Source organism: Phyllobacterium calauticae, from assembly GCF_019991125.1.
GTDB lineage: Bacteria > Pseudomonadota > Alphaproteobacteria > Rhizobiales > Rhizobiaceae > Phyllobacterium > Phyllobacterium calauticae.
This window is the reverse complement of record NZ_JAGENB010000003.1, coordinates 607103-630156: the sequence shown is the minus strand read 5'-3', so window position 1 is coordinate 630156 and position 23054 is coordinate 607103. Positions and strand designations below refer to the sequence as shown.

Genomic DNA, 23054 nt, shown 5'->3' with positions numbered 1-23054 from the left:
TCGGGAAACGCCCATGACCTCCTTCAGCGCGACGGTTCTATGGAACCGTGCTCCAGATGCCGCATTTACCGACAACAAATACAGCCGCGCCCATGTCTGGCAGTTCGACGGCGGCGCTGAGGTGCCGGCATCCTCATCGCCGCACATTGTCCGGCTGCCCTATTCCGCCGCGGAGAATGTCGACCCCGAGGAGGCATTCGTCGCCTCGCTTTCCAGCTGCCACATGCTGTTCTTCCTGGCGGGCGCGGCCAAGGGCGGCTTCGTCGTCGATGAATATCGCGACGCGGCGAGCGGAGAACTCGGCAAGAACGAACAGGGCAAGCTGTTTGTCAGCAAGGTCGTGCTGAAGCCGCAAGTCCGCTATGCCGGCGCGGCACCGGACCGGGCAACGGAAGAACACCTGCACCACGAGGCGCATGAACAATGCTTTATCGCCAATTCCGTACGCACCGATATCAGCGTCGACCTGGGTTAAGGGGAAAACATCATGTCAGACCTGAAAATCAGCGACGCGGTCAACACCACCTGCCCCTGGTCGGGCGATCCGATCAGCGAAGACAGCCTCACGCTTTACAAGGGCGCGGTTGTCGGCTTCTGCAACCCGGGTTGCCGCGACAAATTCGAGAAAGCCGTCAATCACCTCGAGGAAGCCCTGGCGCACAAGTTGACAAATCCGGCCATCGGTATTACTTAAGCATATGCTTAACCAACAAACCTCACTCGATCTTATGTTTCAGGCGCTGGCGGACCCGTCCCGGCGCATCATGGTGGAACGGCTGAGCCGCGGCCCGGCCTCGGTCAGTGAATTGGCGAAACCGCTGACCATGTCCCTGCCCGCCGTGGTGCAGCATCTGCAGGTTCTCGAGAACAGCGGCCTGATCCGCACGGAAAAGGTCGGCCGCGTGCGCACATGCCACATCGAATGGACCGCCATGCGAACGGCCGAGCAATGGATGGATGAACGGCGCAAATCATGGGAGCGCCGGCTCGACCGGCTGGGCGAGTTTCTCGCCGAAGACGGCAATCAATAACCGGAGCGAAAGCATGACGAAGAGATCTGTCAAACACGATACATTCACGATCGAGCGCAGCTATGCGGCCGCCCCGGCACGCGTCTTCTTTGCGCTCAGCGACAAGACCGCCAAGAGCAAATGGTTTGCCGGCCCCGATGACTGGGGCGTCGCCCGGTTCGAGATGGATTTCCGGATCGGCGGCCGCGAGACCAACAGCGGCGGACCGAAAGGCGGGCCGGTGCATAGGTTCGAGGCCATCTATCAGGACATCGTCCCTGACCAGCGCATCATCTACAGCTATGACATGTATCTCGATGACAAGCGTATTTCCGTTTCACTCGCGACGATGGAACTGAAGCCTGAAGGCACCGGCACAAAGCTCGTCTTCACCGAGCAGGGCGCCTTTCTCGACGGATATGACGAGCCGGGACAACGCCAGCGTGGCACGGAAGAACTGCTCGACGCTCTCGGCGCATCGCTGAAAGGCGCGCCTGTCAACGCCTGACGGGGCGTTTTCTGCCTCAGACCGGATCGCCGGAACCGGTAACGATGGCTTCGGCCGGTTCCGCCTTCATCCGCCCCTGCCGCTTCAGCTGCTGTTCACGGAAGAAGATGAACAGGCCCGACGCCACGATAAAGCCTGAACCGATCAGCATGGGCAGGCGCGGCACGTCGCCAAACACCAGCCAGCCGAACACGATGGCCCAGAACAGAAGCGTGTATTGCAGCGGTGCAACGGTTGCCGCATCAGCCATCTTGAGCGCACGGTTGACGAGCATGTGCGCCAGCATGGCGACAACACCGAGCACGGCGAGCAGAACCAGATCCCTTGGGCTGACCGGTTTCCAGTCGAAATAGAGCGAGGCCGCGCCCGCAAGGCCGGCACCGACGATCTGCCAGAACACCAGCGTCGTATCGGGCGTGCCGCGCAGCGAACGGCCGAGCAGCAGCATCAGGGCGAAGGTCATGCTGCCCAGAATGGAAATGATGGCCTGTGGCGTGAGGGCCTGCGACGACGGCTCCAGGGCAATGACGACGCCGATGAAACCGACGATGATGGCGCTCCAGCGGCGCCAGCCGACGGGCTCCTTCAGCACGAGCGGCGAGATCGCGGCGACATAGATCGGGGCGGCCAGCCAATAGGTCATGACATCGGCCAGCGGCAGATAGACGACGGCAAAGTAGAAGGCGAAAATCTCCGCCGTCGACGCGGCAACGCGGGCAAGCTGCAGGACCGGCCGGTCCACCTGCAGGATTTTCTTCGGTCCCGAGTACCAGAGGAATGGCGCAAGAATGATCAGGGCGGCGACACTGCGGACAAAGACGACCTGACCGACGGAATAGGTCGACACCAGCCATTTGCCCATCACATCGTTCAGGGCGAACATCAGCATGCCCAGCAGCATCAACAGGACGCCGGTGCGCGCCAGGGATGATTCGGGCGTTCCGGAAAGGGCAACCGGGCGGGCGGGCATGGGAGATTCCTCGATTCTGATCTTTTTCAGAATGGTTTGATCGATTTTCTCGCGCTAATCCAGTCGAAAACAGCAATCGCCGCCCGCGCCCGCGAAATAGTCTCCGGCGAGGACAACCTACCTATTTTTGCTAGCGGCGGTGCTCTGGCACAAATCCGAATTCGAGACTATAGATTTGCACAGACTGTCATGTCTGTTCAGAGAAAGAATGCGCTCATGCCACAGGTTTCGCAGCTGTTCTTCAAATCCGCGACGATCTTGTTTCTACTGGGTATCATCATGGGGCTGCAAATGGGGTTATCGGGCGATCATACCGCCTTTCCCGCCCATGCCCATCTCAATCTTCTCGGTTGGGTCAGCAGCGCGATATTCGGCACCTACTATGCGCTCAACCCGGCAAAGGCCGCCGGACGCCTGCCAATGCTTCAGTTCATCGTCTACACCGTGGGTATCGTTGTGATGATACCGCCGCTGTATTTCCTGTCGCTTGGCAATGCCGCGATGGAACCGCTGGTTGGCATCGGCTCGATGATCGTGTTTGCGGGCGTGCTTTTGTTCACGGCGGTGGTTTTCTCACGGCAGGCCTGACAAGCAGCCCAGGGTCTGGACCCTAGGGCAAAAGCTTTTCCAGCTGCGCCGCGCAATCGCGCAGCGGCAGCGCGCTCTGGCTGGCTTTTGCCATCGCCATGGCGCCGGAATAGGCGGCGATCACCAGTGTGGCCAGCGCCCCGGCCTGTCGGGGTGCGAGTGCCGGATCGTCATCCTGGAATCTCTGTGCAAGCACCCCAACCCAACGCTCAAAGATGGCGTTGGACGCATGGCGAAAATCAGGATCAGCCAGCGAAAGCTCCATGGCGAGATTGTTGAGCGGGCATCCCGTCACCGCCTGATTACGCTCCAGTTCGCCGGCCACCGCGGAAAAAAACGCCAGGACGCCGGTCTTCAGCCGGTCTGCCCGCAGCACGGGCTCGATCGCGGTTGCGTTGACCTCGCGCGCCACCCGTTCTTCTATGACGGCAAGCCCCAGCGCCTTCTTGGTGGGGAAATGATGATGCAGGGCGCCGCCTGTCGCTCCGGCTGCCTGAACGACATCCTGAACGCTCGTCGAATGATAGCCGCGCCTTTGGAAAAGGTCCGCTGCCACATCGAGGATGCGTGAACGCATTCCCTGCGGATCATTGACCCTCTTCGGCTTTCCGATCGAATCCTGTGCCATGTCAGTTCCTTCACGTTCATGCCGCGGCAGGCTAACAAGTTGACAAAAACAGGACAACCGGTTTTATTAAAAACAGGATGACCGGTCTGTTTAATGGGGAAGGATTGAACGAGATGCCCGAATTGATGCAACCAAAGGCTGTTCAGCGGACCGAGGCGGCGGGCAGGCATTTCAGTTCCATCGTCGAACTCAGGCGCTATACGCTTCATCCCGGCCGCCGTGACGACCTCATCGACCTGTTCGACACCCATTTTCTGGAAAGCCAGGAAGCCTGCGGCATGACCGTCATCGGCCAGTTCCGCGATCCGGATGATCCCGACGCCTTTGTCTGGCTGCGTGGTTTTGAAGATATGGTAACCCGGCACGCGGCGTTGACCGCGTTCTATGACGGCCCGGTCTGGAGCGCGCACCGCGACAGGGCAAACGGCACCATGATCGATTCCGACAATGTATTGCTGCTTCACCCCGCCGAATCATCCAGCGGGTTTGCACTTCCCGCCGCCCGGCCGGCATCCCCGACGGAAGCCGCTTCACCGGCGGTGTTTCAAGTGGTCACCTATCAACTCAAGCGGCCTGCGGACCAGGGCTTCCGCAGCTACTACAGCACGTCCGTCGCGCCGCTCCTGCAAGGACGGGGCGACAATCCGGTTGCCGTCTTCACATCCGAGCACGGCGAGAACACGTTCACCCGGCTCCCCGTGCGGCAAAATGAAAATGTGCTGGCGGTCTTTTCCCGGTTTGACGATGAGTCCGCACACAAAACCCATAGGGCGGCACTGGAGAACGACGCAGCATGGCTGTCGGAGCAGACACGGCTTGCAGCCTATCTCACCGGCAAGCCACTGATGACACGCCTGCTGCCAACTGCGCGCTCGCGGCTGCGCTGAAGCGGCAACCATGTGCCGTGGACAAAATTCTGAAATCATTGAAGATTTGGTGGAGCCAAGCGGGATCGAACCGCTGACCTCTTGCATGCCATGCAAGCGCTCTCCCAGCTGAGCTATGGCCCCATTCCATTAGCCGGTTTCGGCTAAGCCGGATAAATCCGGCTGGACAGTCGAACGGTTGGGAACCGTTCCGAGGCGGGTACATATCGCCCGCCGCAGAGAAGATCAAGGTCTATTCGCCGGATATTTCCGTTATTTTTCGGAAGAGCGAAAGACCTTGTTCAAAATCAGTTTTCGTCGTCTTCGCCGATGCCGCCGCCGAGGATATCGGTAACGTCGTCATCTTCGTCTTCCTCGTCTTCGGCAAGGAACGTGTCATCATCATCGGCATCGTCGACATCCACATCGACGTCATCGCCCAGATCCGGCACGTCGCCATCGACATCGCCATCGGCTTCTTCAAGCGAAACGAATTCCGGCTTTTCCAGAACGACATCGAGTTCTTCGGTCTCGACCTCTTCCTCTTCCTCACGCGCGGAAGGAACAGTCGAATCAAAATAGCTGAGCGGATAGCTCTTGCCCGTATAAGGGGAGACGATCGGATCGCGGTTCAGATCGTAGAATTTCTGACCTGTTTCAGGGTCGACTCGCTTGGTACCAAGTTTTGGATTTACCACGTTATGCCTCGTCTTCTGGCTGCGCCTGCATCCGGTATGCCATCGTCCAACCGTTTATGCCAGCGCTCATCAAATGGATTTCTGGTCCCATAAACGCAATTCAGCGCATTTGTCAAAGCCAAAACGACGCGAGATTGCCGTTCGGCCGAACTATGCATTTGCGAGATGACCGGACGAACAAGCTGTGTTAGGAACGCCGACGCCTACAGGCTCGAGATGAAACACCAATTTTCCTTGTGATTGATCGTACTCATGTCCCATTCCGCATTGCCCAAGCCCGCCACCGCCCGCCGTTCCAAGGCCCTGTCCGGAGATATCCGGATTCCCGGAGACAAATCGATATCGCATCGCTCCTTCATGTTTGGCGGCCTTGCCTCGGGCGAGACCCGCATCACCGGACTGCTGGAAGGCGAGGACGTGATCAACACCGGCCGCGCCATGCAGGCCATGGGTGCGAAAATCGCGAGGGAAGGCGATGTGTGGATCATTCAGGGCACCGGCAATGGCTGCCTGCTGCAGCCGGAAGCGCCGCTCGATTTCGGCAATGCCGGCACGGGTGCCCGCCTGACCATGGGCCTTGTCGGCGTCTACGCGATGGAAACCACCTTTATTGGCGACGCCTCCCTGTCCAAGCGCCCCATGGGCCGCGTGCTCAATCCCCTGCGGGAAATGGGCGTTCAGGTCACGGCTTCGGAGGGTGACCGCATGCCGCTGACACTGCGCGGCCCCAAGGTTGCCGCCCCCATCACCTACCGGGTTCCGATGGCTTCGGCACAGGTCAAATCAGCTGTGTTGCTGGCGGGCCTCAACACACCGGGCATAACGACGGTCATCGAACCGGTCATGACGCGCGACCATACGGAAAAGATGCTGCAGGGGTTTGGCGCCAATCTTTCCGTCGAAACCGACAAGGACAATGTCCGGCACATCCGCATCGAGGGCCAGGGCAAGCTCACCGGCCAGATCATCGACGTGCCCGGCGACCCGTCGTCGACGGCGTTTCCGCTGGTGGCGGCACTGCTCGTGCCCGGCTCCGATATCACCATCCGCAATGTGCTGATGAACCCGACCCGTACGGGCCTCATTCTGACCTTGCAGGACATGGGTGCCAGCATTGAGATCCTCAATGCCCGCCTTGCCGGCGGCGAGGATGTCGCGGACCTGCGCGTGCGCGCCTCCGAGCTGAAAGGCGTGATCGTCCCGGCTGACCGGGCGCCCTCGATGATCGATGAATATCCCGTGCTTGCCGTCGCGGCGGCCTTCGCCACCGGCGAGACCGTGATGAACGGCCTCGAGGAATTGCGGGTCAAGGAATCGGACCGCCTGTCAGCCGTTGCCAACGGCCTCAAGGCCAACGGCGTCGATTGCACGGAAGGCCCGGAAACCCTGAGCGTGCGCGGCCGCCCGGATGGCAAGAACCTCGGCGGCGGCACGGTCGAGACCCATCTCGATCATCGCATTGCCATGAGCTTCCTCGTCATGGGCCTCGTCGCGGAAAAACCCGTTACCGTCGATGACTCCACCATGATTGCCACGAGCTTTCCGGAATTCATGGACATGATGAGCGGCATGGGTGCCGAGATTTCCGTGCAGGAAACACCAGCCTGATACCGATGAGCGCGCTTTTTTCCGCCCTGACGGTTTACGCCCTTTATATGATGTCGAGCGTTCCGTTCGTCGTCTGGGCGGGACGAAGCGCCTATCGCGGCACAATTTCCAGTGGATCATCGCAGCCATGGCCCGGCATTTTGAGTTCGATCATGCGGGTCGTTCTTCCTTTGCTCCTGATCTTCCTCTATGCGTGGAATGTCTCCGATGGTTCCCGGCCGGATGTGTCCGTGCCTGAGGCTGCGGGAACAAGCGATTGGATGCCCTATCAGTTTCTGCTTCTGCCGCCCGCGTTCGGATCAATCGTCGGTTATGGCATAGGCTTCCTCATGGGCGCAAAGGCAAGAAACAGAGAGCGATGATCGAACCTGCTGTCCATTTGCAGACTGCGTTGACAACGGCTCCCCTGCAGGCAGGGAGTGCCTGATGTTTTTCCTGCTCACCTCCCTGGTCATTGTTGGCGTTGCCTACGCCATTGAACGGTTTGCGCTGAAAATTCGCTTCGGGCTCTTCGCCCTGCTGTTCTGGCTGTTCGTCTTCCAGTTTGCCCTGATATTCGCCATCGATGCGCTGCTGCAGAACATGTCTGCCTATCTGCCGGCATGGCTTTCCGCACTGGCGACCACGGTAGGCGGGTTCGCGTTCGTCACGATCGGCATCACGCCGCTGATCACGCTCGTCCTTGCCGCGGCCTATCTGCTGTTCGCCCTTGGCAACTGGTTGTTTGACCGCGATGAAAAGGACGATATCCACACGCCGGCGCCGTCTTTCACCATCGCTATCGACGGACCGGCTGCATCGGGCAAAGGCACGCTGGCCCGGCGGATTGCCGATTATTACGGCTATCATCATCTTGATACCGGGCTGACATACCGCGCGGTTGCCAAGGCGCTGCTCGACCAGAACATGGCGCTCGACGACGAATTTCTGGCGGAAAAGGCGGCACGCGGCATCGATCTGTCCAAACTCGACCGGGCTGCCCTGTCCACGCATGATGTGGGCGAAGCGGCTTCCAAAGTTGCCGTCATGCCCGCGGTCCGGCGGGCGCTGGTTGCGGCTCAGCAGGCGTTTGCCCAGCGCTCCCCCGGCACCGTTCTCGACGGGCGCGATATCGGCACGGTGGTCTGCCCGGACGCGCCAGTTAAACTTTACATCACCGCCTCCCCGCAAGCACGGGCGAAGCGGCGGTTTGACGAAATCAAATCCTCGGGCGCGACCGTCCTGTATGAGGAGATTCTGGCCGATCTTACCCGCCGCGACGCCCGCGATATGGGCCGCACGGACTCGCCATTGAAGCCCGCTGCCGACGCGCACTTGCTAGATACGACGGAAATGGATATAGAGACCGCGTTTCTTGCTGCCAAAAAACTGATTGATCAGGCTTTGGTGGGAAACAGGCATTAAACCAGCATCTGCTACCAGTCCATGCACCGGATTGCCCGCATAGGGCGGATTGGCCCGCAGATGAACCGCAACACGAACCACCGGTGCTGTGTCCGATGACGATGTCCGGGCACACCAGGAGTATTTATGTCTCAAGCCAATCCAACGCGCGAAGATTTCGAAGCTCTTCTCGCCGAGTCCTTTGCCACCAATGACCTTGCTGAAGGTTATGTCGTCAAGGGCCGTATCGTCGCCATCGAAAAAGACATGGCGATCATTGACGCCGGCCTCAAGGTTGAAGGCCGCGTACCGCTCAAGGAATTCGGCGCGAAAGCCAAAGACGGCTCGCTGAAGCCGGGCGATATCGTTGAAGTCTACGTCGAGCGTATCGAAAACGCCCTCGGCGAAGCTGTTCTGTCGCGTGAAAAAGCACGCCGCGAAGAGAGCTGGGTCCGTCTTGAAGAGAAGTTCAACCGCGGCGAGCGCGTCGATGGTGTCATCTTCAATCAGGTCAAGGGTGGTTTCACCGTCGATCTCGACGGCGCCGTCGCCTTCCTGCCGCGTTCGCAGGTCGACATCCGTCCGATCCGCGACGTTACCCCGCTGATGCACAACCCGCAGCCCTTCGAAATCCTCAAGATGGACAAGCGTCGCGGCAACATCGTTGTTTCGCGTCGTACCGTTCTTGAAGAGAGCCGTGCTGAACAGCGCTCTGAAATCGTCCAGAACCTTGAAGAAGGTCAGGTCGTTGAAGGCGTCGTCAAGAACATCACCGATTATGGTGCGTTCGTTGACCTCGGCGGTATCGATGGTCTGCTGCACGTGACCGACATGGCATGGCGCCGCGTCAACCATCCGTCGGAAATCCTGAACATCGGCCAGACGGTCAAGGTTCAGATCATCCGCATCAACCAGGAAACACATCGTATTTCGCTCGGCATGAAGCAGCTCGAAAGCGATCCTTGGGATGGTATCGGTGCAAAGTACCCGATCGGCAAAAAGATCACCGGTACGGTTACGAACATCACCGACTACGGTGCATTCGTCGAAATCGAGCCAGGCATCGAAGGCCTTATCCACGTTTCCGAAATGTCCTGGACAAAGAAGAACGTGCATCCGGGCAAGCTGCTCTCGACCACGCAGGAAGTCGAAGTCGTTGTTCTCGAAGTGGATCCGGTCAAGCGCCGCATCTCGCTGGGCCTCAAGCAGACCCTCGACAACCCATGGACGACCTTCGCAGACAAGTTCCCTGTCGGCACGATCGTCGAAGGCGAAGTCAAGAACAAGACCGAATTCGGCCTGTTCATTGGCCTCGACGGCGATGTGGACGGCATGGTTCACCTCTCCGACCTCGACTGGAACCGTCCGGGCGAACAGGTCATCGAAGAGTACAACAAGGGTGACGTCGTCAAGGCGCAGGTTCTCGATGTTGACGTCGAGAAGGAACGCATCTCGCTCGGCATCAAGCAGCTCACAGGCGACAAGGTCGGTGAAGCAGCAACCTCGGGCGAACTGCGCAAGAACGCCGTTGTAACCGTTGAAGTCACCGGCATCACCGATGGCGGCCTCGAAGTCCGTCTGGTTGACCACGATCTCGACTCGTTCATCCGTCGTGCGGATCTGTCCCGCGATCGTGACGAACAGCGTCCGGAACGCTTCACGGTTGGCCAGAAGGTCGACGCCCGCGTCATCGCCTTCGACAAGAAGACCCGCAAGCTGCAGGTCTCCATCAAGGCGCTGGAAATCGCTGAAGAGAAGGAAGCCGTTGCACAGTACGGTTCGTCCGACTCCGGCGCTTCGCTGGGCGACATCCTCGGTGCCGCTCTGAAGAAGCAGGAAAAGAACTAAGCTTCTCCTGACGTTCTGACTGAAACGAAACCCGCCGGTCCCAGGACCGGCGGGTTTTTCTTTGCCGTTTTCAGATCGTGTCGAACTGGATCAGGATGAAGACGAGCTGACAGACAAGCGCCAGGCTGAGGAACAGCCACTGCATCCTCTGCTCGCGCAGATAGGCAGCGGCACCGCAGACAGCGATCAGGAAAAGATTGCGCAGGGGATAGACCGGCCCGAGCGAATGAAAATGCTCCCGGCCCTTCATCGCCGTGTCGGCGAAATCGACCAGGAAGATCGCCATCAACAGGCCGAAGAACCAGGCACGCCGCGACATGAAGTAGTTTTCGTAGCCGGAATACCCGTCCATGCTGTCGGGAAAAAGCATACCGCAGGCCAGAAAGTGCAGGCTGGCGTAAAAAATGACGAAGAGGTAGGCCTCGAACTTCCACACCAAAGTCTGGTGCAGGTAAAATTCAAACCACCAGAAATGCACCACGGTCAGAAAGGTGAAGAATACCCAGCCAAGATGAATCGGATAAATATTCTTGCGCAGCGGATGCTGAATGATGCGGGCGACACCGGTGAGCAGCCGGGAAATACTCAGGCCCAAAATGATACCGATGATCACACGCACATGGGTAAAGACTTCCGGGCTCGGAATATTGTCGTCCATTGTATGCTCCCCCGTAATTGACCGATTCTGACCGGTCCGGGGTTATGCTACCCAAGTCTTAACCCGAAGCAAACCTCGGGAAGATTTATTCGGTCGAGAATTGTACTTTCATGGTCTGCGGCGTTGCTGCGCCTTTCGCGAGATAGGGAAGAATCTCATCCAGCGGCAGGCGATGGGAGACAAGCCTTGCCATGGTTCCGTTGTCGCGCTGCAATATGGCCAAGGCGTCGGGAATATTGCGGTTGAGCGAATGGGAGCCGACGAGACTGATCTGGCGGCGGAAAATTTCGAACGGGGCGATCTGAATGCGTGCGTCCGGCGCGCTGACCCCGAAAACCAGCGCCGTTCCGCCATCGGCCGTGTAGGCGATCATCTCTTCCACCACCCTGGCGATACCCGTTGCATCGGCGACAAAATCAAACGCCTTCGCCTGTTTCCCAAGCGCAGCCGAGCCGGATACCATCGGCTTGAGGCCAAGCGATTGGGCAAAGCTCAACCGGTCCTCATTGATGTCGGCAACGCTGACATCCTCGACGCCCTCCGCTTGCAGCGACAGGGCCATCAGCAAGCCGATCGGGCCCGCGCCAAAGACAAGGGCGTTTTTGGCACGCACGGCATGAGCATTGCCGAGCCCGTTGAGCACGCAGGCCAGCGGTTCGGCAAGCGCTGCAATGTGAAAAGGCAGATGGCCGATGCCATGCAGGTGCGCGGAGTTGACGGTACTGTACTGCGCGAAGCCGCCGTTGCGCGAGACGCCATAGGCTTCAAGGCTGTCGCACAGATTGGTCAATCCCTTGCGGCAGGACCGGCAGGTGCCGCAGGGAATGTTGGGATCGATGGCGACGCGGTCGCCGGGATGCACATCCGTGACATCGTCCGCGACCATTTCGACGATACCGGCATATTCGTGGCCGGGAACAAGCGGAAAGGCGCCGTTGCCGTATCGTCCATGCAGCACGTCGATATCCGTATGGCACAGACCGGATGCCATCACCCGGACCAGCGCATGGCCGGGCGCAAGTTCCGGCTCATCAAGATCGGCGAGACCGGCAATGCCCAGGCCGGTGAATTGAATGGCTTTCATGGCAAATCCATCCTGTTGCAGGGAGCACTGGCTTGCAGTGTGCCGTGGCCCGCACATCCCATGCGGGCCACGGCAAGAGGCTATTTGATGTAGCCGGCGCGGGTCATGATCTGCTCGACCTGCCGCTGCCCGGAATCCAGCGCCTGGTCGACGGTCTGCGTGCCCGCGAGCGCCGACGATATCAGCTGGCCGACCGTCGTACCGAACGCCTGGAACTCGGGAATGGCCACGAACTGCACGCCGGTATAGGGCACAGGGTCTTTCGTCGGCTTTGTCGGGTCGGCCGCCATGATGGATTTCAGGACCGTTGCGGCAAACGGCGCGGCCTTCTGATAATCCGGATTGTCATAGGTGGATTTGCGTGTTCCCGGCGGAACCGCAACCCAGCCTTCACTGGCGGCAACCCGCTTGACGTACTCCTTCGACGTCGCCCATTTCAGGAAGGATTTCGCCGCGTCGACTTTCTTCGACGTGGCTGGAATGGCCAGGGTCCAGGCCCAGGACCAGCCGGCGCCGTTGGGTGTCACCTGAACGGGTGCCCGCGTGAACGCCACCTTGTCCGCCACCTTGCTTTGCTTGGGATCGAAAACACGGCCAGCCGCCGATGTCGCATCGATCCACATGGCGCAGTGGCCGGTGGCAAACAGCGCCTGGTTTTCATTGAAGCCGTTCGAGGTCGCACCGGGCGGGCCGTACTTCTTCATCAGGTCGACATAGGTCGCAATGGCTTCTTTCCACGGCGCCGAGTTGATCTGCGGTTTCCAGTCCATGTCGAACCAGCGCCCGCCATAGGTGTTGATCATGGTTCCGAGGAACGCCATGTTCTCGCCCCACCCGGCCTTGCCGCGCAGGCAGATGCCATACTGCTCTTTCGACGTGTCGGTCAGCTTGGCGGCAAACTGCTTGATCTGGTCATAGGTGGGCTGATCCGGCATGGTCAGGCCCGCCGCATCGAAGAGATCCTTGCGGTAGAGCGTGAACGAGCTTTCCGTATAGAACGGGACCGCATAGAGCTTGCCGTCGACCGTCAGGCCCTTTTTGATCGGATCGAGCAGATCGGCGTAATCATAATCGTCGCCGAGGTCATCCACCGATGCCAGCCATCCGGACTTGCCCCAGATCGGCTCCTCGTAGCCGCCGATGGTCAGGATATCGAACTGGCCGCTTTTGGTGGCAATATCGGTGGTCACACGCTGACGCAGCACGTTTTCTTCCAGGACCACCCAGTTGAGCTTGTTGCCGGTCGCCTTCTCCCATTCGGGCGACAATTTCTGCATCACGATCATATCGGCATTGTTGACGGTCACGATGGTCAATTCTTCTGCAGACGCAGTGCTGGCAAGAGCGCCGGTGGCGGCGGTCATGAGCAGCAGGTGCGTTGCCCTCCTCAAGGTAACGCTCATTCTCTCCTCCTCCAAGGTTAAGTCCACGAACTTTACGCACGTAAACTTAAAATAAGTCATACCAAAATATTTGCAGGTCTGTATACAAGAATCTGCAGGGCGGATTTCTGCCGAAGCAGTGACCTTCCCCATGGCCGGCGTGCTTCCACGATCGCCGGCAGGGAACATTGCCGGGTACCGGACGTTACAGGAGCGAAAGTTTGACATGATCCAGAATTGTTGTGGCTCAATCAAAAACTTGACGCATGTGATCGGCTCTGTAAATTTTTGATTGGCCTCGCGGATTGCGGGTGCCAGGCATGCAAACGGAAAGACCGATGAAATTGTCTCAGGACATTTTCTTCACAAGCACGGCGATGTCTCCTAAAACAGGCGAATCGGTCGTGAAAAGGGAATGCACGCGGTGAAAAAGACGATCAGAACAATGGAAGACTTTTCCGCGTTTGTCGGCCTGTCGCGGCCCACCGTGTCGAAATACTTCAACGACCCCAACTCCGTGCGCAAGAAGACCCGCGACATCATCGAGGCCGCCGTCAAGCAATCCGGCTTCCGCCCGAATATTTTCGCGGTCAATCTCAATCGCCGCCGCACCAATATTCTCGGCATCATCATCCCGAATTCAACCGATCCGTTCTACACGGCCCTGACCCGCCGGATCGAAGGCATCGCCGAACAGGCGGGTTATCTCGCCTTCGTTCTCAGCTCCGACGGCAAACCCGAACTGGAAGAGCGCGCCATCGAAACCTTCAAGTCGATGAATGTCGCTGGGTCGATCATCGCGCCGCTCGGCGTGCAGTCGCACCAGGAAAAACTGCTGAAACTGGGCGAGTCCATTCCCATGATCTATGTGGACTCACCCCTGGATACGGTTTCGCCCTTCGTCGGCACCAACAACCGGCAGAGCTTCCAGCTTATTGTCGATTATCTCACCCGTTCCGGCGATGCGCCGTGCTATTTCGGCATGCCGCCGGTCAACAGCAACGCATTTGAACGGCGCGAGGCCTATTGCGAGGCGATGGACAGCCTGAAGCTTGAGCCGCGCGTCATCGAAGTGGAGCAGGCCGCCGACTGGGATTTCGAGAAATCCGCGTTCGACGCCACGACGCAGATCCTGCGCGATGGCGGCTTTCCCACCAGAACCGTGCTCTGCGCCAATGACCGTGTGGCTTTCGGCGTGATTGCCGCCGCCTTCCAGGCCGGCGTGAAGGTGGGGCGCGGGGAGGACTGCGATCTGCGTGTTGCCGGCCATGACGATCAGCCCCTGTCGCGCTACATGTGCCCACCCCTAACGACGGTCGCCCAGAACTACAACGAGATCGGCAGGCTGGCGGCGGCCCTGCTGTTCCACAAGCTCGGCGAGCATCAGGACTCGAAATTCGAACTGCCTGCCAATGAACGGATATTGCTGAACGCCGAGATCATGCTGCGCATGTCAGCCTGATGCAAAACTTGTCGCGCGTAAAGATTTATTTGTTGACATGGAAATAATAGGGCTTATCTGTTTGTGCCGAGCGCAATGACGATTCAAGCGCGAGACAACAGGCAGACAGCGACATGACGGTTGACGTGACCCCTTCCTCCCTGGCCCCGGAGAGCCTTGGCCCGACCATTACCGTTGGCGAAATCCTCGTCGAGATCATGGCCACGACGATCGGCAAGGGATTCCTCGACGCTCAGCCGCTGATCGGACCTTTTCCAAGTGGTGCGCCGGCTATCTTTATCGACCAGGTGGCCAAACTCGGCGGACAGGCCGGTATCGTTGCCACGGTCGGCAATGACGATTTCGGGCGCCTGAACGTTGAACGGCTGCGCCGGGACGGTGCCGATGTCTCGGCCATCGCCGTCAGCCCCGATTATCCCACGGGCAGCGCCTTTGTCCGTTATGCCGATGATGGCACGCGCGATTTCGTCTACAACATCGCCCGCAGTGCCGCAGGCAATATCGCCTTGAACGACAGCGCCAGGGCCCTGATTGCGCGGGCCGGTCATTTGCATGTCATGGGATCCGCCCTGTCGATTCCGGCGGTTTGGCCGGTCATCGACTATGCCCTCCGGGAGATCAAGCAGCGCGGCGGCACGCTCTCGCTCGATCCCAATATGCGCAAGGAACTGGCCGCCGGTGACGAGACCGGACGCCAGTTCAAGACCCTCGTGGCGGCGAGCGACCTGCTCCTGCCATCGGGCGACGAGCTTTTCGTGGCCTGCCCGGCGGCCACCGAAGACGAAGCGATCAAAGAGCTCCTCGCCTCCGGCATTGCGGAAATCGTGGTGAAGCGCGGCCAGCATGGCTCGGCGCTGTACACCGAGGCGGGCAGTGTCAGCCGCCCGGCATTCCTCGTTGATGAAATCGACCCGACCGGCGCCGGCGACTGCTTCGGCGCCACCTATCTCACCTGCCGCCGTCTCGGTCATGCAGCGGCGCAGGCGCTCGATTATGCCAATGCGGCAGGCGCCCGCAATGTGACCCATCGGGGTCCGATGGAAGGCACCTCGACCTTCCCGGAACTCGACCAGTTCATCGCCGCGACACCAAGGAAGTAAGATGTTCAAGTCCCTCGCCCAATTGGCCACGGCGCACCGCAATGGTGACAATGCCGGTATCACATCCGTCTGCTCTGCCCATCCCCTTGTCATCAGGGCGGCCCTGCGGCGCGGCAAAAAGCACGGACAGATCGTCCTCATCGAGGCGACATGCAATCAGGTCAACCAATATGGCGGCTATACCGGCATGACGCCCGTTGATTTCGTCGTCTTCGTCGAAGCGATTGCCCGCGAAGAAGGCTTTGACCGCAACAATCTCATCTTCGGCGGCGATCATCTCGGCCCCAATCCATGGCGCAAGCTGCCGGCGGAAGAGGCCATGGCCAAGGCGGAAGCCATGGTCATCGACTATATCCAGGCCGGCTTCACCAAGATCCATCTGGACGCCAGCATGGGCTGCGCCGGGGAGCCGCCGGCGCTCGATGACGAGGTTACGGCCCAGCGCGCCGCGCGGCTCGCCAAGGCCGCTGAGCAGGCGGCAGCGGCAAGCGGCTTTGCTCTGCCCAATTACATCATCGGCACGGAAGTACCGGTTCCGGGCGGCGCGGACCATGAACTCACCGAGGTCACGCCCACCAGCCCGGATGCGGCACGCCACACCATTGCAGTTCACCGCGCACGCTTTGCCAGCGAAGGACTTCAGGCTGCCTTTGACCGCGTCATCGGTATTGTCGTGCAGCCCGGCGTCGAGTTCGGCAATGAGAATGTCGTCGAATACAGGCCGGATCAGGCTGTGGCACTGACGAAACTGCTGGCGCATGAACCGCAATTCGTGTTCGAAGCCCATTCCACCGACTACCAGACCGTGCAGTCGCTTTCCGCGCTCGTGCGCGACGGATTCCCGATTCTCAAAGTCGGCCCCGGCCTGACCTTTGCACTGCGCGAAGCGCTCTACGGGCTCGACCTCATCGCGTCGGAACTGGACACATCCTATGGCGAACGCTCTCTCGCCCGCGCCATGGAACGCTTGATGCTGGAAAAGCCGGGGCATTGGGCGTCGCACTACCACGGAGCGGACGATGCCCTGCATGTTCAGCGCCACTACAGCTACAGCGACCGCATCCGCTATTACTGGACCGAGCCGGAAGCCATGCAGGCCGTCAGCACGCTCATGGCTGCTCTGGCCGGGCGTGACATTCCCGAAACGCTGCTGCGGCAGTTTTTGCCCGATCTTGCCGTTCATCCCGCGGATCGCAGCAATCCGGAAGCCATCCTGATTGCCGCCGTCGACCGCGTGCTTGCGGATTATTCCGCTGCCTGCGGCTGGTAACGGCGCCCGGCACTATCCCGTCCGGCCAAGCGCGGCAACGCGCCGCGAGACCTGCTGTCGATCCACCCTTTGCCTTCGCGGCAAAAGGCTTTAAACAGCAGGGGAATATTGGACGATTTCCATAGGAGTGCCAGATGACAATCACGAAGCCAAAACTTGTCACGATTTTCGGGGGTTCGGGTTTTGTCGGTCGTCACGTCGTGCGGGCCCTGACCAAGCGCGGCTATCGTGTTCGCGTCGCCGTGCGCCGGCCCGACCTTGCTTTCCATCTGCAACCCCTCGGCGGCGTTGGCCAGATCCAGGCCGTTCAGGCCAATCTGCGTTACCGCTGGTCGATCGACCGCGCCGTTGCCGGGTCCGATCACGTCATCAATCTCGTCGGGATTGCCTATGAAAGCGGCGCCCAGCGCTTCAGCACCGTGCATGAATTCGGCGCCCGTGCCGTGGCCGAGGCTGCGCGCGCTGCCGGCGTTCCGCTGACCCACATGTCCGCGCTCGGTGCGGATAAGCACTCGTCCTCGCTTTATGCCAGCACCAAGGGCCGCGCCGAAGCGGCCGTGCACGAGACATTGCCCGATGCGGTGATCATCCGCCCGTCGATCGTGTTCGGACCGGAAGATGATTTCTTCAACCGCTTTGCCGGCATGGCGCGCATCTCGCCCTTCCTGCCGCTGATCGGCGGCGGCAAGACCCGGTTCCAGCCGGTTTATGTCGGCGATCTCGCGGAGGTGTTTGCCCGCTCCGTCGATGGCTCGCTCAATGCCGGACAGGTCTATGAACTCGGCGGTGCCGAAGTGCTGACGTTCCGCCAGTGCCTGCAGGAAACCCTGCGCATCATCGGACGCAAGCGCATCCTGGTCTCCATTCCATGGTGGGTTGCCAAGCTTCAGGGCTCTGTTCTCGGCCTTCTGCCGAAACCGCTTCTAACCAAGGATCAGGTGGTGCTGCTGCAGAAGGACTCCGTTGTGTCCGAAGCGGCAAAGAGAGAAAATCGCACGTTGGAAGGCCTCGGCATCCAGCCGCAGACAATCGAGACGATCCTGCCGTCCTATCTCTGGCGCTTCCGTGCGCAGGGGCAGTATTCGAGCCAGAAACCCGCCTGATTCCGGCGGTACAGTTCCAAACAAAACCCCGGCTTCGACCGGGGTTTTTTGTCTTCCTACTTCGCCAGGATGAGCGCGATCAGGCCGACCGTACCGACGATCACCCGCCAGTAGGCAAACAATGCAAAGCCGTGCCGCGAGACATAGTCCAGAAGATACCGCACGACGAAGACGCCCGATATGAAGGCTGCGACAAAGCCGATGGCGATCAGCGATGCATCGTTGAGCGTCAGCACATCGCGGTTCTTGAAGAGGTCGTAGGCAAAGGCGCCCGCCATGGTCGGCATCGCCAGGAAGAACGAGAACTCGGCCGCCGAGCGCTTGTCCGCGCCGAGCAGGAGCGCACCGACGATGGTCGAGCCGGACCGCGAGGTTCCGGGGATCATGGCGAGGCACTGGATGAATCCGATCTTCAGGCACAGCGACAACGGATAGTCCATCACATTGGTGTAGCGCGGCTTCAGGTCCAGCCGGTCCACCCAGAGCAGAATGATTCCGCCGACAATCAGCATGATGCAGATCAGCATCGGCGATTCAAACAGCACCGCCTTAATGAACCCATGCGCCAGCACGCCGATGACGACGGCCGGCAGGAACGCGACGAGAATGCCGGCGACGAAACGCCGGGTGCCCGCATCGCCGGGAAGGTCCCGGGCAATTTTCAGCAGGCGGCCGAAATAGACGGTGAGAATGGCCAGGATCGCGCCAAGCTGGATCAAAACCTCGAATGTCTTGCCGTTTGATTCAAAGCCGAGGAAGCGTCCGGCCAGCAGCAGATGCCCTGTGGAGGAGACCGGTATAAACTCTGTTAACCCTTCCAGCAATCCGAGAAAAAGGGCTTCGACAATTGTCTGCGATTCCATGATTATGACTTCCGATGGTGATCCCGGTCAGGATGATCACATGCTGTTTGCTTGTCTCACGCCGCAGTTGCGCCTATAGGTTCGCATAGACTCAAGGGCGGCCGAGCAATACGCTGCCCCCCGATAAAATGCCAGTTCGAAAGATTTATGAAACACCTGCCATGTTGACGCTTTTCCATCATCCGATGTCCACCGGTTCGCGCTATGCCCGGCTTATCCTCAACGAATATGATATTGAAGTTGAGCTGATCGAGGAAAACAGCTGGTCGAGACGCAAGGAGTTTCTGGCGCTCAACCCTGCCGGGACGCTGCCTGTGCTGCTGGCGGAAGGCGATGTTCCGGTTGCCGGCGCCACGGTGATTTCCGAATATATCGATGAGACGCGCGGCGCCCTGAAGCGCAGCCGCCGCCTGTTTCCCGAGGATTCGCTCAACCGCGCCGAAGTGCGCCGTCTCGTCGACTGGTTTCTGATCAAGTTCGAAAACGAAGTGACGCGGCACATGGCGCGCGAGCGCATTTTCAAACTGCACATGACCGCCGAACAGGGCGGCGGCGCACCGGATTCCACCGCCATCCGGGCTGCCCGTGCCAATATCACCCAGCACATGAAATATATCGACTGGCTGACCGCGACGCGCAACTGGCTGGCCGGCCCGACGCCAAGCTATGCCGACATGGCCGCGGCCGCATCGATTTCCATTCTCGACTATCTCGGCGAGATCAAGTGGTCGGAATACAAGGCCGCCCGGGACTGGTACACGCGCATGAAATCGCGCCCGTCCTTCCGCCCGTTGCTGTCGGACCGCGTGCGCGGCCTGCCGCCATCATCGCATTACGGCGATCTGGATTTCTGATGCTGCCCGCGGATGCAAAAGCCGCGACACGTTCAGGGCCAAAGGCGCAGCCGCAGCGGCTGAAACAATTCATCATTGAGGAGGCGCGGGCCGCAGGCTTCGACCTTGTCGCGATTACACGGCCGGATGCCATTCCGCTCGCCGAGGAGCGCTTGCGCCACTATCTGGAAAAAGGCCGCCACGCCAGCATGGCGTGGATGGCGGAAACCGCCGAGCGCCGCGCCGACCCCCGGACGCTGTGGCCCGATGTGCGCTCGATCATCGTGCTGGCGATGAACTACGGCCCGGACAGCAATCCCCTGGACATCCTCGCCCGGAAGGACAAGGCAGCCATCTCCGTCTATGCGCAGAACCGTGACTATCACGATATCATCAAGGGCAAGCTGAAGGGCGTCGCCAGCCGGTTTGCTTCGCGGGCCGCCGGCGAAAACGTCAAGGTGTTCGTCGACACGGCACCGGTTATGGAAAAGCCGCTTGCCGAGGCGGCCGGTCTGGGCTGGCAGGGCAAACACACCAATCTCGTCAGCCGCAGCCATGGTTCCTGGCTGTTCCTGGGCACGATCTTCACCACGGCGGAACTCGAGCCGGATGGACGCGAAACGGATCATTGCGGCACCTGCCATGCCTGTCTCGACATCTGCCCGACCAATGCCTTCCCGGCGCCCTATCAGTTGGATGCCCGGCGCTGCATTTCGTATCTGACTATCGAACACAAGGAGCCCATTGCACCGGAATTCCGCAAGGCCATGGGCAACCGCATCTACGGGTGCGACGATTGCCTCGCGGTCTGCCCCTGGAACAAATTTGCCGGGATGGCGCGGGAAGCCAGGCTGCAGGCGCGCGACGATCTGAAAGCCCCGGACCTGGCAACCTTCCTCGCGCTTGATGACGCCGCCTTCCGCACGCTCTTCTCCGGCTCGCCGGTCAAGCGCATCGGCCGGGATCGCTTCCTGCGCAACGTGCTCATCGCCAGCGGCAACTCCGGACAACCCGATCTGGTTGCGCTGGTCGAGCGGCATCTCGACGATCCCGCGCCCATCGTGCGCGGTGCCGCCGTCTGGGCGCTCGGGGAGCTTGTCGATGCGGCGCATTTTGCTACGCTGCAAATACGCTATGCTGCGCAGGAAGGCGATGCCAGCGTACTGACCGAATGGCGCAATGCAGGAAAGAAACAATGATGCGGATTTTTCTCTTCGGGGCCGGTTATTCCGCCCGGGCTTTTGCCCGGATCATGGCCGACACAACGGATTTCATCGGCGGGACGACACGCGACAACGACAAATTCGCGGCACTCAAACAGGACGGCATCACGCCGTTCCTGTTTCAAGGCACCCATGCATCGCAGGAAATCGTCGGCGCCCTGGAACAGGTGACCCACATCGTCATTTCGACGTCGCCGGGGCAGACCGGCGATCCCGTTCATGCGCAGTTCGGCGAGACGATCCGCTCCGGCATGCCGAAACTCCAATGGATCGGCTATCTCTCCACCGTCGGCGTCTATGGTGATTATGGCGGTGCCTGGGTCGATGAAACCACGCCGTGCCATCCGGTGTCGGCGCGCTCCGTCGAACGGGTCGATGCGGAAAATGACTGGCAGAAACTGGCCGATGAACACAAGGTGCCGCTGGCGATCCTGCGGCTCGGCGGCATTTACGGGCCGGGACGCAATGCGTTCGTCAATCTTGCCAATGGCACGGCGCGCCGCCTCAACAAGACGGGACAGGTGTTCAACCGCATTCATGTGGACGATATCGCCAGAGCTTTGCGCTTTCTTGCCGAGCGCAACGAGGGCGGCCTGTTCAACATCACCGACGACGAACCCGCACCGCCACAGGAGGTGGTCGCCTATGCCGCCGAGCTGATGGGCATCGAACCGCCGGCCGAAACCCATTTCGAGACCGCGGAACTGACCCCCATGGCGCGCTCCTTCTACGGCGAGAACAAGCGCGTCTCCAATGCGCGCATCAAGAAACTGGGTTTTGCCTTCCGCTATCCCGACTATGGAACGGCTTTTTCGATGATGTGGCGCGACGGAAGCTGGCGCTAGCCACGCTCTAAAACTTTGTGACCACGCTGATGCCGGTTCCCTCGAACCGGTCCATCGCCATCAGGGCCGCCGGCGCTTCATCGAGGGCGATCCGCTTGCCGATCAGCTTTTGCGGGGCAAGTTTTCCCTGCTCCAGCATGTCCATCAGCGCCTTGTAGCGAAAGGCCTGCATGCCATGGCTGCCAAGGATTTCCAGCTCATAGGCGATGACCTTGTCCATCGGGATCGGCGCGCGGGCGTGATCGCCCAGCATCAGGCCGACCTGTACGTGGCGGCCGCGACGGCGCAGATTGGCGATGGAATTGAAACAGGTCGAGGGATGGCCAAGCGCATCGATGGAGACGTGAGCCCCGCCCTTGGTGATCTCCTTGACGGCCCCGACGATATCCCGCTGCTGCGACCCGTTCACCGTGGCGACGGCGCCCAGTTCCCGGGCGAAGGCAAGCTTTTCCTCGGTCAGGTCGACCGCGATCACATTGGCGCCCATGGCCGTCGCGATCATGATCGCCGACAGGCCGACACCGCCGCAACCGTGGACAGCCACCCATTCGCCGGGCTTCACCCTGGCCTGATCGACCACCGCCCGGAATGAGGTCACGAACCGGCAGCCGAGGCTCGCCGCCGTGGCGAAATCCAGCGTATCGGGCAGGCTGACCAGATTGGTATCGGCAAAATCCACCGCGACATATTCGGCAAAGGAACCCCAGGCGGTGAAACCGGGCTGGAACTGATGTTCGCACACCTGATGATTGCCGGAGTTGCACTCGAAACAATGGCCGCATCCGCCGACAAACGGTACGGTGACCCGGTCGCCGATCTTCCACTGGGTGACATGGCTGCCGAGAGCCTGAACCGTTCCGGCAAGTTCATGGCCGGGCACGTGCGGCAACTGGATATCGGGATCATGACCCATCCAGCCATGCCAGTCGCTGCGGCACAGTCCCGTTGCTTCGACCTTGATGACAACGCCCGTCGAGGCCGGGACCGGATCGGCCACCGTGCGGATCGACGGGGCTTGGCCGAATTGCTCGAAGACGACTGCTTTCATGACATGGCTTCCATTCGAATCGGGATGAGGCGGATGCCTCGGTAGCATATTGCGACTTTCGCGCGAATCTGGCCAT

General features: G+C 60.2%; 25 protein-coding genes and 1 tRNA gene. 17 read left to right on the top strand and 9 right to left on the bottom strand.

The window, feature by feature from the left end; all coding sequences use genetic code 11:
• Nucleotides 1–13: 13 nt before the first annotated feature.
• The 4 genes from J1W56_RS14980 to J1W56_RS14965 are packed head-to-tail and all read left to right on the top strand — an operon-like array spanning nt 14 to nt 1518.
• Nucleotides 14–475 (top strand): OsmC family protein, encoded by a 462-nt coding sequence (locus tag J1W56_RS14980; RefSeq protein WP_223614037.1) that lies wholly within the window; start codon nt 14–16, stop codon nt 473–475.
• A gap of 12 nt (nt 476–487) precedes the next feature.
• Nucleotides 488–694: an eL24 family ribosomal protein gene (locus tag J1W56_RS14975; RefSeq protein ID WP_223614036.1), complete on the top strand. Its 207-nt coding sequence runs from the start codon at nt 488–490 to the stop codon at nt 692–694.
• 4 nt (nt 695–698) lie between these two features.
• Nucleotides 699–1031: an ArsR/SmtB family transcription factor gene (locus tag J1W56_RS14970; protein ID WP_223614035.1), complete on the top strand. Its 333-nt coding sequence runs from the start codon at nt 699–701 to the stop codon at nt 1029–1031.
• Between the two features lie 13 nt (nt 1032–1044).
• A complete protein-coding gene (locus tag J1W56_RS14965) occupies nt 1045–1518 on the top strand; it encodes an SRPBCC family protein (RefSeq protein ID WP_223614034.1) in 474 nt (157 codons plus the stop codon).
• Nucleotides 1519–1534: 16 nt separating this feature from the next.
• Here the strand turns inward: J1W56_RS14965 and J1W56_RS14960 are convergent, their stop codons facing one another.
• Entirely contained in the window at nt 1535–2488 is a 954-nt protein-coding gene (locus J1W56_RS14960; RefSeq protein WP_223614033.1) for a DMT family transporter, read from the bottom strand.
• A 36-nt stretch (nt 2489–2524) separates the two neighbouring features.
• Between J1W56_RS14960 and J1W56_RS14955 the strand changes: the two genes are divergently transcribed.
• Nucleotides 2525–3076: a heme-copper oxidase family protein gene (locus J1W56_RS14955; protein WP_319025551.1), complete on the top strand. Its 552-nt coding sequence runs from the start codon at nt 2525–2527 to the stop codon at nt 3074–3076.
• A gap of 22 nt (nt 3077–3098) precedes the next feature.
• Here the strand turns inward: J1W56_RS14955 and J1W56_RS14950 are convergent, their stop codons facing one another.
• Entirely contained in the window at nt 3099–3704 is a 606-nt protein-coding gene (locus tag J1W56_RS14950; RefSeq protein ID WP_223614032.1) for a TetR/AcrR family transcriptional regulator, read from the bottom strand.
• A 113-nt stretch (nt 3705–3817) separates the two neighbouring features.
• On the opposite strand from J1W56_RS14950, the gene J1W56_RS14945 reads away from it, so the two are divergent.
• A complete protein-coding gene (locus J1W56_RS14945) occupies nt 3818–4591 on the top strand; it encodes an NIPSNAP family protein (RefSeq protein ID WP_223614031.1) in 774 nt (257 codons plus the stop codon).
• A 47-nt stretch (nt 4592–4638) separates the two neighbouring features.
• On the opposite strand, the gene J1W56_RS14940 is transcribed toward J1W56_RS14945, so the two are convergent.
• Nucleotides 4639–4714 (bottom strand) — tRNA-Ala (locus tag J1W56_RS14940).
• A 164-nt stretch (nt 4715–4878) separates the two neighbouring features.
• Nucleotides 4879–5268 carry a TIGR02300 family protein gene (locus J1W56_RS14935; RefSeq protein ID WP_105734052.1) on the bottom strand — a complete coding sequence of 130 codons (390 nt, stop codon included), beginning with the start codon at nt 5266–5268 and terminating at the stop codon, nt 4879–4881.
• Nucleotides 5269–5520: 252 nt separating this feature from the next.
• Here J1W56_RS14935 and aroA point away from each other — a divergent pair, with 252 nt between their 5' ends.
• From aroA to rpsA, 4 genes are all read left to right on the top strand, one after another.
• Nucleotides 5521–6876: a 3-phosphoshikimate 1-carboxyvinyltransferase gene (aroA, locus tag J1W56_RS14930; protein ID WP_223614030.1), complete on the top strand. Its 1356-nt coding sequence runs from the start codon at nt 5521–5523 to the stop codon at nt 6874–6876.
• Nucleotides 6877–6881: 5 nt separating this feature from the next.
• The gene (locus J1W56_RS14925) at nt 6882–7238 is read left to right on the top strand and encodes a hypothetical protein (RefSeq protein WP_223614029.1); all 357 of its coding nucleotides are present in this window, start codon (nt 6882–6884) and stop codon (nt 7236–7238) included.
• Between the two features lie 385 nt (nt 7239–7623).
• On the top strand, nt 7624–8280 hold the full coding sequence (gene cmk / locus J1W56_RS14920; protein WP_223614152.1) for a (d)CMP kinase: 657 nt from the start codon (nt 7624–7626) through the stop codon (nt 8278–8280).
• A gap of 126 nt (nt 8281–8406) precedes the next feature.
• Nucleotides 8407–10107: a 30S ribosomal protein S1 gene (gene rpsA / locus J1W56_RS14915; protein ID WP_091879198.1), complete on the top strand. Its 1701-nt coding sequence runs from the start codon at nt 8407–8409 to the stop codon at nt 10105–10107.
• A 70-nt stretch (nt 10108–10177) separates the two neighbouring features.
• Here rpsA and J1W56_RS14910 read toward each other — a convergent pair whose 3' ends face one another.
• From J1W56_RS14910 to J1W56_RS14900, 3 genes are all read right to left on the bottom strand, one after another.
• The gene (locus J1W56_RS14910) at nt 10178–10765 is read right to left on the bottom strand and encodes a hypothetical protein (RefSeq protein ID WP_223614028.1); all 588 of its coding nucleotides are present in this window, start codon (nt 10763–10765) and stop codon (nt 10178–10180) included.
• Nucleotides 10766–10850: 85 nt separating this feature from the next.
• The gene (locus J1W56_RS14905) at nt 10851–11849 is read right to left on the bottom strand and encodes a zinc-dependent alcohol dehydrogenase family protein (protein ID WP_223614027.1); all 999 of its coding nucleotides are present in this window, start codon (nt 11847–11849) and stop codon (nt 10851–10853) included.
• An 80-nt stretch (nt 11850–11929) separates the two neighbouring features.
• Complete coding sequence (locus J1W56_RS14900; protein ID WP_223614151.1) at nt 11930–13213, bottom strand: ABC transporter substrate-binding protein; 1284 nt, start codon at nt 13211–13213, stop codon at nt 11930–11932.
• A 463-nt stretch (nt 13214–13676) separates the two neighbouring features.
• On the opposite strand from J1W56_RS14900, the gene J1W56_RS14895 reads away from it, so the two are divergent.
• From J1W56_RS14895 to J1W56_RS14880, 4 genes are all read left to right on the top strand, one after another.
• Nucleotides 13677–14693: a LacI family DNA-binding transcriptional regulator gene (locus J1W56_RS14895; protein ID WP_223614150.1), complete on the top strand. Its 1017-nt coding sequence runs from the start codon at nt 13677–13679 to the stop codon at nt 14691–14693.
• A gap of 113 nt (nt 14694–14806) precedes the next feature.
• Nucleotides 14807–15793, top strand: a complete 987-nt coding sequence (locus tag J1W56_RS14890; protein ID WP_223614026.1) for a tagatose kinase — start codon at nt 14807–14809, stop codon at nt 15791–15793.
• A 1-nt stretch (nt 15794) separates the two neighbouring features.
• A complete protein-coding gene (locus J1W56_RS14885; RefSeq protein WP_223614025.1) occupies nt 15795–17063 on the top strand; it encodes a D-tagatose-bisphosphate aldolase, class II, non-catalytic subunit in 1269 nt (422 codons plus the stop codon).
• A gap of 134 nt (nt 17064–17197) precedes the next feature.
• Nucleotides 17198–18166, top strand: a complete 969-nt coding sequence (locus tag J1W56_RS14880; RefSeq protein ID WP_223614024.1) for a complex I NDUFA9 subunit family protein — start codon at nt 17198–17200, stop codon at nt 18164–18166.
• Between the two features lie 56 nt (nt 18167–18222).
• Here the strand turns inward: J1W56_RS14880 and J1W56_RS14875 are convergent, their stop codons facing one another.
• Nucleotides 18223–19029 (bottom strand): undecaprenyl-diphosphate phosphatase, encoded by an 807-nt coding sequence (locus J1W56_RS14875; protein ID WP_223614023.1) that lies wholly within the window; start codon nt 19027–19029, stop codon nt 18223–18225.
• A 161-nt stretch (nt 19030–19190) separates the two neighbouring features.
• On the opposite strand from J1W56_RS14875, the gene J1W56_RS14870 reads away from it, so the two are divergent.
• Genes J1W56_RS14870 through J1W56_RS14860 form a run of 3 tightly spaced genes read left to right on the top strand, consistent with a single transcriptional unit; the run spans nt 19191 to nt 21930 of the window.
• Nucleotides 19191–19883 (top strand): glutathione S-transferase family protein, encoded by a 693-nt coding sequence (locus J1W56_RS14870; protein WP_223614022.1) that lies wholly within the window; start codon nt 19191–19193, stop codon nt 19881–19883.
• The gene (queG, locus tag J1W56_RS14865) at nt 19883–21061 is read left to right on the top strand and encodes a tRNA epoxyqueuosine(34) reductase QueG (RefSeq protein ID WP_223614021.1); all 1179 of its coding nucleotides are present in this window, start codon (nt 19883–19885) and stop codon (nt 21059–21061) included. Before J1W56_RS14870 ends, queG begins: the two co-directional genes overlap by 1 nt.
• Complete coding sequence (locus J1W56_RS14860) at nt 21061–21930, top strand: SDR family oxidoreductase (protein WP_223614149.1); 870 nt, start codon at nt 21061–21063, stop codon at nt 21928–21930. The genes queG and J1W56_RS14860 overlap by 1 nt, the downstream gene beginning before the upstream one ends.
• Before the next feature lie 7 nt (nt 21931–21937).
• Here J1W56_RS14860 and J1W56_RS14855 read toward each other — a convergent pair whose 3' ends face one another.
• Nucleotides 21938–22978, bottom strand: coding sequence for a zinc-dependent alcohol dehydrogenase family protein (locus tag J1W56_RS14855; RefSeq protein WP_223614020.1), 1041 nt, complete (start codon nt 22976–22978; stop codon nt 21938–21940).
• Between the last annotated feature and the right edge of the window lie 76 nt (nt 22979–23054).